This is a genomic window from Brachybacterium sp. AOP24-D1-21 (assembly GCF_052378665.1).
Classification (GTDB): Bacteria; Actinomycetota; Actinomycetes; order Actinomycetales; family Dermabacteraceae; genus Brachybacterium.
The window spans coordinates 1,029,971-1,042,707 of sequence record NZ_JBQSXX010000002.1 but is presented as its reverse complement, the minus strand read 5'-3'; the positions used below and the strand labels follow the sequence as shown (position 1 = coordinate 1,042,707).

Sequence of the window (12,737 nt, the reverse complement as noted above, 5' to 3'; positions counted from 1 at the left end):
CGGCGCGGCCTGCCCTCCCGCACCGAGCACGTCGCGCCACCTTCACGTGATCGAGGAGAATGCCCATGTCCAAGCCCCCAGGTTCTCGGATCCTGACCCACGCCGTCAGCACCGCCGTGACGATCGGCGTCGGAATGATCCCGCTGCACCGCTTGCCACGCCCGGTGCAGACCGGCTACATCGTGGTCCCCGCCGCCGCCACATCGGCCATCATGCTGCTCGCGTTCCAGCACTATGCATCCCGCTCATCCGTGGCCCGACGTGCGGACAGGATCACTGACGAGCCGTCTCGCGGGTCGAGCATGTCGACCGTCTCCCAGTGCGCCCTGTCCCTGGCCTTCGGCGGCGTGGTGGCCGGAGCCGGGGCAGCGAGCATCTGCCTGGACCGCGGGATCGAGAACCTGCTGCGCCGACGGGGTGTGCCCGCTCCCCGCGTGATGATGGGGCTCGCCTCCGGGGCACTGATGCTGGGAGTGAATGCGCTCGGGGACCGCGTGCCCTCGAGCCCGGAGGACGAGAACGCCAGCTGACGATCCGACCGGAGCTCTGACGAGAGCGCATAGGGCCCGGCCCGCGTAGGCTCGACGCCATGCGCGGCGAACAGATCGGCGACCTCGAACAGCACCTTCTGGCCCTCGACGACACCGGCTTCGGGAACACCGAGGGCACCTCCGGGCGCACCCTGCAGCCCTTCAGCATCGCTGCGGCCGAGGGCGCGAGGCAGCTGCTCCGTAAAGCGCTGCTCGCGCTGGCCGACGGTGACGAGGGACGTGCCGCGCGACTCATCGGCCGCGCCGCGCGCCTTCCCCACGACGACCACGAGGATGCGGATCCCGGATATCTCGCCGCACACATGATGCTGTTCGATCTCGTCACCACCGAGATGGAGGAGTCGGTGACCGAGGATGGCAAGGACGATCTCGGCTGGCTTGAAGGCGCCATCGACGTGCTCCGCACCACCGCAGGGCCCGGGCGCTCAGATCTGCGCGACACGCTCCAGGTGATCAGCACCGACTACGAGATCACCGCAACGGAGATGTCCATGATCCGGCCCCTGCTCACCGAGTACACCGAGGGTGACTCGCCCTGGGGGCGGCGGGAACCGGCCGAGGTCCTCGAGCGTCGGATCCGCGCGATCCTGCAGACCTGCCTCGACTACCTCGAAGCTCTCGACGCGCACTGAGCACGAGCTCACTTCTCCGCCGAACGCTCGCTGATCGTCAGGTCCAGCGGGAAATCGATCGGACTGCCGGGGAACAGCAACCTGCCGGCGGCATTCGCGGATTCCCGGATCGCTTCGGCGGCGGCCTCCGCCTGCTCGGCCGGGGCGTGCACGATCACCTCGTCGTGCAGGAAGAACGCCAGGTGCGCCCTTCGTGCGAACACCGGGCCGGAGGGCGCGGCCGCCTGGGACTCCGCCACCTCCGGGAGCGCCGCGAGCTGGAGCCGCAGCGCCGCCATCCAGGACAACGCCCACTCTGCGGCGGTGCCCTGGACAACGAAGTTCCGGGTGAACCGGCCGCGGTCCCGGGCGGAGCGCCGCGCCGCCTCCTGCTGACCGACCCCCGCATCGACCTGGTTCGCGGCGCGCTGCGCCTGCGACCAGGCCTCCTCAGGTGCGGGGGAGGAGCGTCCCAGCCAGGTGGTGACCGTCCCGCCGCGCTCTCCGGTCGCGGCCGCGCCGTCGACCAGCGCCATCGCGTCAGGGAAGTTCCGCCGCAGCCGCGGCACCACCCTTCCGCTGTCCCCGGTGGTGCCCCCGTAGAGCGCTCCGAGCACGCCGATCTTCGCCTCCTGCCGCGTGGTGACAATCCCGGCGTCCACGATCCCGGAGTAAAGATCCTTGCCGGCCCCCGCAGCGATCATCGCCCGATCCCCGGACATCGCGGCGAGCACCCGCGGCTCCAGCTGGGCGACATCCGCGCTCACCAGACGCCAGCCCGGATCGGCGCGGAGCGCCGGGCGCAGCTGGCGCGGGATCTGCAGGGCACCACCGCCGCTGGAGGCCCAGCGCCCGGTGACCACCCCGCCGGGCACATAGACGGGGCGATATCGACCCTCATGCACCCATTCATCGAGCCAGGTCCAGCCGTTGGCGGTGAGCAGGCGGGACATCTTCTTGTACCGCAGCAGCGGCTCGATGGCCGGGTGCTCATGCTGCTGCAGCTCCCACTGCGAGGTGGAGGGCACATCGATCCCAGCCCGGTGCAAGGCCCGCAGCAGCTTCGGCGGGGAGTCCAGCGGCACCAGCGGGTCACCGAGAGCGGCCCGCACCTCGGCCCCGGTCTGCACCATCTGCGCTGGCGGCGTGCCGGGGGAGGGGCGTGGCCCGAGGGCGGCGGTGAGGATCCGGTCGTGATGGGCCACGTCCCAGGGAATCCCAGCGGCCTGCAGCTCGGCGGCGATCAGCGCCCCGGCCGACTCCGCGGCGATCAGGAGACGCAGCCGTGCCGGATCGCTCGCGGTGTCGATCGCGGTGCGCTGACGGACGAACTCGGCCAGCGTCTCCTCCGCGTCGGAGGGGACGCCGCCGGAGCGCGGAGAGGCGACATCGAGCTCGAAAAGGGTGGCGCCCTGAGCCTTCACCGGCTCGTGGGGGTCCAGCGGCGTGTCCCAGCCCGTCGCAGCGCGCAGCGCCTGCGCGAATTGGACGAGCTCCGAGTGACAGAGGATCCGGTGGATCAGCCGCAGGTCATGACATCGCTCGAGGGTCACCCCAGCGGCGAGCAGTCGTGGATACCAGGCTGCCGCGTCGCTCCAGACCCAGCGCGGGGCATGCTCCGCCTCGTACCGGGTGACCAGCGCAGTCAGCCCGTCGGCCGCCACCTCCTCCACCCCGAGCGGCCTGCCTTGCCCATCGAGTGCCACGAGCCGTGTGCGCCCGCCAGCGCCGCGACCGAGGACGCACCACGTGGGCGGGACGGCAGGCAGGGAAGAGGGCACAGACGCCGGTGACGAGGGAGGGGTCACCAGCCCCGCTCACGCCAGGCCGGCAGCGAGGGGCGCTCGGCGCCGAGCGTGGTGTCATCCCCGTGGCCCGGGTACACCCACGTCTCGTCCCCGAGTCGGTCGAAGATCCGCTCCTCGACGTCGTCCATGAGCTGCGCGAAGCGCTGCGGATCCTGCTCCGTGTTGCCCACCCCGCCCGGGAACAGAGAATCTCCGGTGAAGAGGTGATCGCCCTCATCCCCGGCGCGCAGCAGCACCGCGACCGAGCCCGGGGTGTGGCCCCGCAGGTGGATGATCTCGACCTGCTGCTGCCCGAATCGGAGCACGTCACCGTGGGCGAGGGGGAGGTCGATCCGTTCCGTGATCTCCTTGGCATCCGCCTCCCCGGCGGCCGTGCGGGCACCGGTGGCGCCCATCATCTCCGCGAGCGCCCCCACATGGTCGTGATGGCTGTGCGTGGTCACGATGAGGTCCAGCACGTTGTGCTCCCCACCGGCGGCGACCATGCGGCGCAGCGCGTCGGGATCCGCAGCGGCGTCGATCAGCAGCTGAGCTCCCGAGGCCCGACAGGTCAGCAGGTAGGCGTTGTTGTTCATCGGGCCCACGGAGAGCTTGCGGATCTGCAGGTGGCGGAGGTCGCGCACCATCGGCTCGCCTCCGGGTTCAACGTGTCCGGTGTACTCGTGATCGCTCATGGGCCCAGTATGTCGTCCACCTCTCCTCCGAACAACTGTTCGAAGGTGGGTGTTCGCCTCTAGAATGGTCCGGTGACTGAATCTCTGGTCGTCCGTGGTGCGCGCGAGCACAACCTCAAGAACATCGACATCGACATCCCCCGCAACAAGCTGGTGGTGTTCTCCGGCCTGTCCGGGTCGGGCAAGAGCTCCCTGGCCTTCGACACCATCTTCGCCGAGGGACAGCGCCGCTACGTGGAGTCGCTCTCCGCTTATGCCCGGCAGTTCCTGGGTCAGATGGACAAGCCGTCCGTCGACCTCATCGAGGGGCTGTCCCCTGCGGTGTCGATCGATCAGAAGTCGACCAACCGCAACCCCCGCTCGACGGTCGGCACCATCACCGAGATCTACGACTACCTGCGTCTGCTGTTCTCCCGCACCGGCGAGCAGCACTGCCCCGTCTGCGGTGAGAAGGTCAGCTCCTCCTCCGCGGAGCAGATCGTGGACACCCTCCTCGGCGAGGAGCCCGGCACCCGGTTCCAGCTGCTGGCCCCCGTGGTCCAGGGCCGCAAGGGCGAGCACGTGGACCTCCTCAGCTCGCTGCGCTCCCAGGGTTTCGCCCGCGCCCGCATCGACGGGGAGAACCGCCGGCTCGACGAGGAGATCACCCTCGACAAGAAGTTCAAGCACACCATCGAGGTGGTGGTGGACCGCCTCGCCGCGAAGCCGGACTCCCGCCGCCGCCTCACCGACTCCGTCGAGACCGCGCTGCGGCTCGCCGAGGGGATCCTGTCCGTCGACTTCGTGGACCTGGACGAGAAGGATCCGGACCGGATCCGCCGCTTCTCCGAGAAGCGCGCCTGCCCCAACGACCACCCGCTCGCGATCGACGACATCGAGCCGCGCACCTTCTCGTTCAACGCGCCCTACGGCGCCTGCCCCGAGTGCACCGGGCTCGGCCAGCGGCTCGAGGTCGACCCCGAGCTCGTGATCCCGGATGAGGACCTCACCCTCGCCGAGGGCGCGATCGCGCCCTGGACGATGGGCTCCACCGACCGTCACCTCGAGGTGATGGCCGGCCTCGCCGAGGAGCTGAGCTTCTCGATGGACACCCCCTGGCGTGCCCTGCCCGAGCGGGCGCAGGAAGCGCTGCTGCACGGCAAGGACCACAAGGTCCACGTGAAGTACCGCAACCGCTTCGGCCGCGAGCGCACCTATTCGACCGGCTTCGAGGGTGTGATGCACTTCCTCGAGCGGCGCCACTCCGACACCGAGTCGAACTGGGCCAAGGACCGCTACGAGCAGTTCATGCGCGAGGTCCCGTGCCCGGCCTGCAAGGGTGCCCGGCTGCGACCCGAGGTGCTCGCCGTGACCGTCGGCGGGCGCTCCATCGCCGAGGTCACCGAGATGTCGATCCGTGAGGCGCACGCCTTCCATGACAGCCTCGAGCTCGGGGTGCGGGAGGCGCAGATCGCCGACGAGGTGCTGCGCGAGATCCGCTCCCGGCTCGGCTTCCTGCTCGACGTGGGCCTGGACTATCTCTCCCTCGCCCGTGCCGCCGGCACCCTCTCCGGCGGTGAGGCCCAGCGCATCCGCCTGGCCACCCAGATCGGTTCCGGCCTGGTGGGCGTGCTGTATGTGCTCGACGAGCCGTCGATCGGCCTGCACCAGCGCGACAACGAGCGGCTCATCGTCACCCTCGAGCGGCTGCGCGATCTGGGCAACACCCTGATCGTGGTCGAGCATGACGAGGACACCCTCAACGCCGCGGACTGGGTGGTGGACATCGGCCCGCTGGCCGGCGAGCACGGCGGCGAGGTCGTCTACTCCGGCCTGGTGGAAGGGCTCAAGCAGCACGAGACCAGCCTCACCGGCCGGTACCTCTCCGGAGCGCTCGAGATCCCGCTGCCGGAGTCCCGCCGAGAGATCGACAAGGAGCGGATGCTCAAGGTCGTCGCCCCACGCGCCAATAACCTCGTCGGGCAGGACGTCTCCTTCCCCCTCGGCGTGCTCACCGCCGTCACCGGCGTCTCCGGCTCCGGAAAGTCGTCACTGGTCAACGACATCCTCTACGCGGTGCTCGCCAAGGAGCTGAACCGCGCCCGGATCGTCCCCGGCCGCCACAAGCGGGTCGCCGGCCTCGAGCACCTCGACAAGGTCGTGCACGTGGACCAGTCGCCGATCGGCCGCACCCCGCGCTCGAACCCCGCCACCTACACCGGGGTCTGGGACCGGGTGCGCACCCTGTTCGCCCAGACCAACGAGGCGAAGATCCGCGGGTACACCGCCGGGCGCTTCTCCTTCAACGTCAAGGGAGGCCGTTGCGAGGCCTGCTCCGGCGATGGCACGTTGAAGATCGAGATGAACTTCCTGCCGGACGTCTACGTCCAGTGCGAGGTCTGCAAGGGCCAGCGCTACAACCGCGAGACCCTCGAGGTGAAGTTCAAGGACAAGAACGTCGCCGAGGTGCTGGGCATGTCCATCGCCGAGTCGCTCGAGTTCTTCGACGCGGTCCCCGCGATCCGCCGCCAGATGCAGACCCTCGTCGACGTGGGCCTGGGCTACGTCAAGCTCGGCCAGTCCGCGACCACCCTCTCGGGCGGCGAGGCGCAGCGGGTGAAGCTCTCCTCCGAGCTGCACAAACGCTCCAACGGACGCACCATCTACGTGCTGGACGAACCCACCACGGGCCTGCACTTCGAGGACGTCCGCAAGCTCCTCGAGGTGCTGAACGGCCTGGTCGACAAGGGCAACTCGGTGATCGTCATCGAGCACAACCTCGACGTCATCAAGACCGCCGACCACGTCATCGACCTCGGCCCCGAGGGCGGTTCGGGCGGCGGCCGCATCGTCGCCACCGGCACCCCCGAGCAGGTGGCGGAGACCCCGGGCTCCTACACCGGGCACTTCCTCGCCCCGATGCTCGCCACGGGACGAGCAGGCCGCACCCCGAGAAGCACCGAGCGCTGAGCACACCGTGGCAGATCCGGCGACCTACCGTCCCGCCACCGGGACCATCCCGACCCGGCCCGGGGTGTACCGCTTCCGGGACGAGCACGGCCGGGTCATCTATGTGGGCAAGGCGAAGAACCTCCGCCAGCGCCTGGTCAACTACTTCCAGGATCTCGCGGTCCTCCACGAACGCACCCGGCGGATGGTCACCACCGCCGCGAGCGTCGAATGGACCGTGGTGGGCACCGAGGTGGAGGCGCTCACCCTCGAGTACACCTGGATCAAGGAGTTCGACCCGCGTTTCAACGTCAAGTTCCGCGACGACAAGTCCTACCCGTACCTGGTGATCACGATGGGGGAGCAGGTGCCCCGGGTGCACATCACCCGTCGGCCCCGCGCCAAGGGTGACCGCACCTTCGGGCCCTACCCGCAGGTGGGCGCGATCCGCGAGACCCTCGACCTGATGCTGCGGGTCTTCCCGATCCGGTCCTGCACCGCAGGGGTGTATCGCCGCGCCGAGCGCGCCGGGCGGCCCTGCCTGCTGGGCTTCATCGGCAAATGCGCCGCCCCCTGCGTCGGAGACATCTCCGAGGACGAGCACCGCCGCCTCGCCGAGCAGTTCGCGGACTTCATGGCCGGCAACACCTCGAAGTACACCCGCCGCATCGAGCAGCAGATGAAGGGCGCCGCCGCGGCGATGGACTATGAGACCGCCGCGAGCCTGCGCGACGACCTCAAGGCGCTGAACAAGGTCATGGAGAAGAACTCCGTGGTGCTCTCCGACGCCACCGACGCGGACCTCGTGGGCCTCGCGCAGGACGAGCTCGAAGCCTCCGTGCAGGTCTTCCATGTGCGCGGCGGCAGGATCCGCGGCCAGCGCGGCTGGACCGCGGAGATTCTCGACGAATCCACCGGGCCCGACCTCATCGAGCGCGCGCTGACCACCCTGTACGCCGAGAGCCCGGCACCCAAGGAGGTGCTGGTCCCGATCCTGCCCCGGAACCGCGAGCAGGTGCTCGAGCTGATGGGCCCGCGAACTGACCTGCGGGTCCCGCAGCGCGGCGAGAAGAAGGACCTGCTGCTCACCGTCGGCGAGAACGCGACCGAGGCGCTGCGGCTGCACCGTCTGAAGCGCACCGGCGATCTCACCGCCCGCACCAAGGCGCTCGAGGACCTGGGGGAGGCGCTCGACCTCGCCGAGCCGCCGCTGCGGATCGAGTGCTTTGACATCTCCCATTCCCATGGCACCAACGTGGTCGGGTCCCAGGTGGTCTTCGAGGACGGCCTGCCCAAGAAGAGCGAGTACCGCCGCTACGCCGTCAGCGGCGAGGCAGCCCGCGACGACACCGCCTCCATGTACGACGTCATCTCCCGGCGGCTCAAGCACCACCTGGACCCGCCCGAGCCGGCAGAGGAGGAGCAGGGACGGTACCGGCGCTTCGCCTACCCGCCCTCGCTGATCCTGGTCGACGGCGGCCCGCCCCAGGTCGCCGCCGCCCAGCGTGCCTTCGACGACCTCGGCATCACCGACATCGCCCTGGCCGGCATCGCCAAGCGGCTCGAAGAGATCTGGCTGCCCGGGGACGACTACCCGGTGATCCTGCCGCGCACCAGCGAAGCGCTCTTCCTGGTCCAGCGCCTGCGTGACGAGGCGCACCGCTTCGCGATCACCTACCACCGATCCAAGCGCGGTCGCGCCATGCAGGCCAGCGCCCTGGACGGCATCCCCGGGCTCGGCCCCGCCCGTCGACGGGCGCTCCTGGATCGCTTCGTGACCGTCTCCGCGATCCGTGCGGCGAGCGAGGAGGAGCTGGCTCGGGTCAACGGGATCGGACCCGCGTTGGCCGCGCAGATCGCGCTCGCGCTACGATCCGACCAGGGGGACCAGGCGCAGGCAGTCCTCGAGGACGGCGAGCTCGCTGTCACCGTGGACATGGCGACCGGCGAGATCCTCGACCGCTGACCAGCTGCACCCACCCCCTGTCCCCGACCCCGGAAGGAGCGCTCGTGACCGAGGAGCCCGTACTGACCCCCACCACTGACACCCGGGGTGACGTCGTCATCATCACCGGCCTCGCCGGTGCCGGGAGGGAGACCGCCGCCCACGCCCTGGAGGACATGGGCTGGTACGTCGTCTACAACATCGCGCCGCAGCTGATCGGGACGCTATATGAGCTGCGCGCCACCGCCGTGGGCCGCGAGAACCGCTTCGCCGTGGTCGTCGACCCCCGCTCCGGCCCCTTCTTCAGCGAGCTCTCCGATGTGGTCGCCGATCTGCGCAAGGCCGATCTGCGCCTGCGCCTGGTGTTCCTCACCGCCGACGAATCCACGCTCGTGCGTCGCTTCGACTCGGTGCGCCGTCCCCACCCGCTGCAGGGGGAGGAGGGCGTGCTGGAGGGAATTCGCCGGGAGCGCGAGATGCTCGCCCCCTACCGGCGGATGGCAGACCTGGTCATCGACACCTCCCCCCTGAACGTGCACCAGCTCACGATGAAGATGCGCACCGTCTTCGGCACCAGCGAGGAGCAGCAGCTCACCGTGACGATGCTCTCCTTCGGCTTCAAGTACGGGATCCCGCTCGAAGCCGATCACGTCAGCGACGTCCGGTTCATCCCCAACCCCTACTGGGTCCCTGAGCTCCGACCGAAGCGGGGCACCGACCCCGAGGTGGCGGATTTCGTCCTGAAGGACGCCAACGCGCAGGAGTTCGTGGACCGCTACCTCGAGATGATCCGTCCGGTGCTGCGTGGCTACGGCGCCGAGAACAAGCACTTCACCACGCTCGCGATCGGCTGCACCGGCGGCAAGCACCGCTCGGTCGCGGTCTCGGAGAAGATCGGCGAGGAGCTGCGCCGCAGCGGCCACGCCGTACGGATCCGCCACCGCGATCTGGGGCGCGAATGAGCATCGCACCGCGCGCCCGGGGATCTCGCCTCCGGGGCGCGGATCGCTCCGCCAGTGCGCGGCGGGGTCGGCGCGGCGATCCGCAGCGCCCGTTGCGGGTGGTCGCTCTCGGCGGCGGTCACGGCCTGGCCGCGAACCTGCGCGCCCTGCGGCTGTTGGCCGATGACATCACCGCCGTGGTGACCGTCGCCGACAACGGCGGCTCCTCCGGACGGATCCGGACCGAGATGCCGGTGCTGCCCCCCGGGGACCTGCGGATGGCGCTCGCGGCGCTCTGCGAGGACTCCGACTGGGGCTCCATCTGGGGCGATGTGATCCAGCACCGCTTCGCGACCGATGGCGAGCTCGACGGGCACGCCCTGGGCAACCTCCTGATCGTCGCGCTGTGGCAGATCCTCGAGGACCCGGTCGAGGCGCTCGATCAGATGGCAGAGCTGCTCGGCGCCAGAGGACGGGTGCTGCCGATGGCCCTGGACCCCCTCGATATCGAGGCCCAGGTGCGCGGCGCCGACGGCACTCTGCGCACGGTCTCCGGTCAGTGGCAGGTCGCGACCGCGGAGGGAAGGGTCGAGGACATCCGGCTGATCCCCGAGCGGCCACGGGTCCCGCAGGACGTGATCGACGCGCTGGGCCGCGCAGACTGGATCATCGTCGGCCCCGGCTCCTGGTACACCTCCGTGCTGCCTCATCTGATGATCCCCGAGATCGCCGAGGCGATCCGCACCAGCCCCGCCCGGCGCTGCATCACCACCAACCTCTCGGTGGGGTCGCAGGAGGCAGAGGGCATGACCAGCCTGGACATGCTCGATGTGCTCCTGGAACGAGCCCAGGGGTGCCGCTTCGATGCGCTGCTGGCGGATCCCACTACCCTCGAGGACGCCCTCGAGCTGGCGGAGGCGGCCCAGGCCCGCGGGATCCGCACCCTGCTGCGCCAGGTGAGCGTGGGGGACGGTACACCGCACCATGACCCGGTGCGGCTCGCCGCCGCGTACCGTGATCTCTTCGACGACGCCTACGGCGATGTCGAGCCCGACCATGAGGGCACCGAGCACCGCATCACGGGGGCACAGCCCCCCACCATCGAGGAGGACTTGCATGGCTCTGACGGGTGAGGCGAAGGAGGAGCTGAGCCACCTCGAGGTGAGCCGGCCCTCCGCCCGCAAGGCAGAGGCTGCAGCGATGCTCCGCTTCGCCGGCGGATTGCACCTGGTTGCCGGGAAGGTGGTGGTCGAGGCGGAGCTGGATTCCGCCGCGGTCGCCCGGCGTCTGCACGGGATCATCGCCGACATGTACGGCCACCGGGCCGAGCTCGCGGTCCTGGCCCCCTCCGGCATCCGCCGCACCACTCGCTACATCGTGCGGGTCGAACGCGAGGGCGGCATGCTCGCGCGGCAGACCGGCCTGCTCGATGCCCGCGGCCGACCGGTGCGGGGGATGCCCCCCTTCGTGGTCGGCGGGGCGACGGTCGACGCGGAGGCCGCCTGGCGCGGAGCCTTCCTGGCCCGGGGGATGCTCACCGAGCCGGGACGCTCCTCAGCGCTGGAGCTGTCCTGCCCGGGCCCCGAGGTCGCGCTCGCGATGGTCGGGGCCGCCCGCCGGCTGGGCGTCGCCTCCAAGGCGCGCGAGGCACGAGGGACCGATCGCGTGGTGCTGCGGGACGGAGACGCGATCTCCATGCTGCTGACCCGCATGGGGGCGCACGAGACCGTCAAGAGCTGGGAGGAGCGCCGCACCAAGCGAGAGGTCAAGGCGACCGCGCATCGACTGGCGAACTTCGACGACGCGAATCTGCGCCGCTCCGCCCGCGCGGCGGTCGCTGCCGGGCAGCGGGTGCAGCGGGCGCTGGAGATCCTCGGTGATGAGGTCCCCGAGCATCTGCAGGCGGCGGGCCAGCTTCGCCTCGAGCACCGTCAGGCGAGCCTCGAGGAGCTCGGCCGTCTGGCGGATCCGCCCCTCACCAAGGACGCCGTGGCCGGGCGGATCCGGCGCCTGCTCGCCACTGCGGACAAGCGCGCGGAGGATCTGGGCATGCCCGGAACCGACCACGGAGTGGACGAGGACCGATTACCCCCGTCACCGGACCCAGGACGTTGATAAGATCGTCGTGGTCGTCGGTCACTTCCGGCGCCGTCCGAGCGTACAAGGGCGTGCGCACCATGTCAGTACCGGAATTTCGCAGTTCTCTGCGAATCTAGGAGGAACCCTTGACCATCAAGGTTGGAATCAACGGATTCGGCCGCATCGGCCGTAACTTCCTGCGCGCCGCACTCGAGCAGAAGGCCGACATCCAGATCGTCGGTGTGAACGACCTCACTAACAACGCCGCGCTCGCGAATCTCATCAAGTACGACTCGATCGGTGGCGTGCTGCCCTACGACGTCTCGTACGACGACGACTCGATCACCGTCGGGGAGAACACCATCAAGGCGTTCGCCGAGCGCGATCCCAAGAACATCCCGTGGGGCGAGATCGGTGCGGACGTCGTCATCGAGTCCACCGGCATCTTCACCGACGCCGAGAAGGCCAAGGCCCACATCGAGGCCGGCGCCAAGAAGGTCATCATCTCGGCCCCCGGCAAGAACGAGGACGGCACCTTCGTCATCGGTGTGAACGAGGGCGACTACGACCCCGCGAACCACCACATCATCTCCAACGCGTCCTGCACGACCAACAGCCTCGCCCCCGTGGCCAAGGTGCTGAACGACGAGTTCGGGATCGTCAAGGGTCTGATGACCACCGTCCACGCCTACACCTCGGACCAGGTGCTGCAGGACGGCCCCCACTCGGACCCCCGCCGTGCACGTGCGGCCGCGCTGAACATCGTCCCGACCACCACCGGTGCGGCCAAGGCCGTGGCGCTGGTGCTGCCGGAGCTCAAGGGCAAGCTGGACGGCTACTCGCTGCGCGTTCCGGTCCCCACCGGCTCGATCACCGACCTCACCTTCGAGGCATCGCGCGAGGTCTCCGTCGAGGAGATCAACGCCGCCATCAAGAAGGCTGCAGAGGGCCCGCTGAAGGGGATCCTGCGCTACACCGAGGATCCGATCGTCTCCAAGGACATCGAGGGCGATCCGCACTCCTCGATCTTCGACAGCCAGCTCACCAAGGTGAACGGCAACCTGGTGAAGGTCTTCACCTGGTACGACAACGAGTGGGGCTTCTCCAACCGCCTCGTCGAGCTCTCGCAGCTCGTGGGCAAGTCCCTCTGATCCACCGGTCGTCGTACTGACGACCCGGATCACCCCGGAGCCCACCGGT

Annotated in this window: 10 protein-coding genes; 8 read left to right on the top strand and 2 right to left on the bottom strand. The window is 69.7% G+C overall.

Going from position 1 to position 12,737, the window contains the following annotated elements:
- Positions 1 to 65 precede the first annotated feature (65 nt).
- Together ACT3UF_RS19485 and ACT3UF_RS19480 are read left to right on the top strand one after the other, a co-directional pair.
- Positions 66 to 530 (top strand): hypothetical protein, encoded by a 465-nt coding sequence (locus ACT3UF_RS19485; RefSeq protein ID WP_442331801.1) that lies wholly within the window; start codon positions 66 to 68, stop codon positions 528 to 530.
- 59 nt (positions 531 to 589) lie between these two features.
- A complete protein-coding gene (locus tag ACT3UF_RS19480) occupies positions 590 to 1,183 on the top strand; it encodes a hypothetical protein (protein WP_441444055.1) in 594 nt (197 codons plus the stop codon).
- Positions 1,184 to 1,191: 8 nt separating this feature from the next.
- Here the strand turns inward: ACT3UF_RS19480 and ACT3UF_RS19475 are convergent, their stop codons facing one another.
- Both ACT3UF_RS19475 and ACT3UF_RS19470 read right to left on the bottom strand, forming a co-directional pair.
- Positions 1,192 to 2,943, bottom strand: a complete 1,752-nt coding sequence (locus ACT3UF_RS19475) for a bifunctional 3'-5' exonuclease/DNA polymerase (RefSeq protein ID WP_441444054.1) — start codon at positions 2,941 to 2,943, stop codon at positions 1,192 to 1,194.
- Positions 2,944 to 2,966: 23 nt separating this feature from the next.
- Positions 2,967 to 3,644, bottom strand: a complete 678-nt coding sequence (locus ACT3UF_RS19470) for an MBL fold metallo-hydrolase (protein WP_441444053.1) — start codon at positions 3,642 to 3,644, stop codon at positions 2,967 to 2,969.
- A 72-nt stretch (positions 3,645 to 3,716) separates the two neighbouring features.
- Between ACT3UF_RS19470 and uvrA the strand changes: the two genes are divergently transcribed.
- From uvrA to gap, 6 genes are all read left to right on the top strand, one after another.
- Positions 3,717 to 6,593, top strand: coding sequence for an excinuclease ABC subunit UvrA (gene uvrA, locus ACT3UF_RS19465; protein WP_442331802.1), 2,877 nt, complete (start codon positions 3,717 to 3,719; stop codon positions 6,591 to 6,593).
- Between the two features lie 7 nt (positions 6,594 to 6,600).
- Complete coding sequence (uvrC, locus tag ACT3UF_RS19460) at positions 6,601 to 8,538, top strand: excinuclease ABC subunit UvrC (RefSeq protein ID WP_441444051.1); 1,938 nt, start codon at positions 6,601 to 6,603, stop codon at positions 8,536 to 8,538.
- Between the two features lie 44 nt (positions 8,539 to 8,582).
- Positions 8,583 to 9,479 (top strand): RNase adapter RapZ, encoded by an 897-nt coding sequence (gene rapZ / locus ACT3UF_RS19455; RefSeq protein WP_441444050.1) that lies wholly within the window; start codon positions 8,583 to 8,585, stop codon positions 9,477 to 9,479.
- Positions 9,476 to 10,591 (top strand): gluconeogenesis factor YvcK family protein, encoded by a 1,116-nt coding sequence (locus ACT3UF_RS19450; protein ID WP_442332301.1) that lies wholly within the window; start codon positions 9,476 to 9,478, stop codon positions 10,589 to 10,591. Before rapZ ends, ACT3UF_RS19450 begins: the two co-directional genes overlap by 4 nt.
- Entirely contained in the window at positions 10,575 to 11,573 is a 999-nt protein-coding gene (gene whiA, locus ACT3UF_RS19445) for a DNA-binding protein WhiA (protein ID WP_441444048.1), read from the top strand. The genes ACT3UF_RS19450 and whiA overlap by 17 nt, the downstream gene beginning before the upstream one ends.
- A gap of 110 nt (positions 11,574 to 11,683) precedes the next feature.
- Positions 11,684 to 12,688: a type I glyceraldehyde-3-phosphate dehydrogenase gene (gene gap / locus ACT3UF_RS19440; protein ID WP_299303401.1), complete on the top strand. Its 1,005-nt coding sequence runs from the start codon at positions 11,684 to 11,686 to the stop codon at positions 12,686 to 12,688.
- Positions 12,689 to 12,737 lie beyond the last annotated feature (49 nt).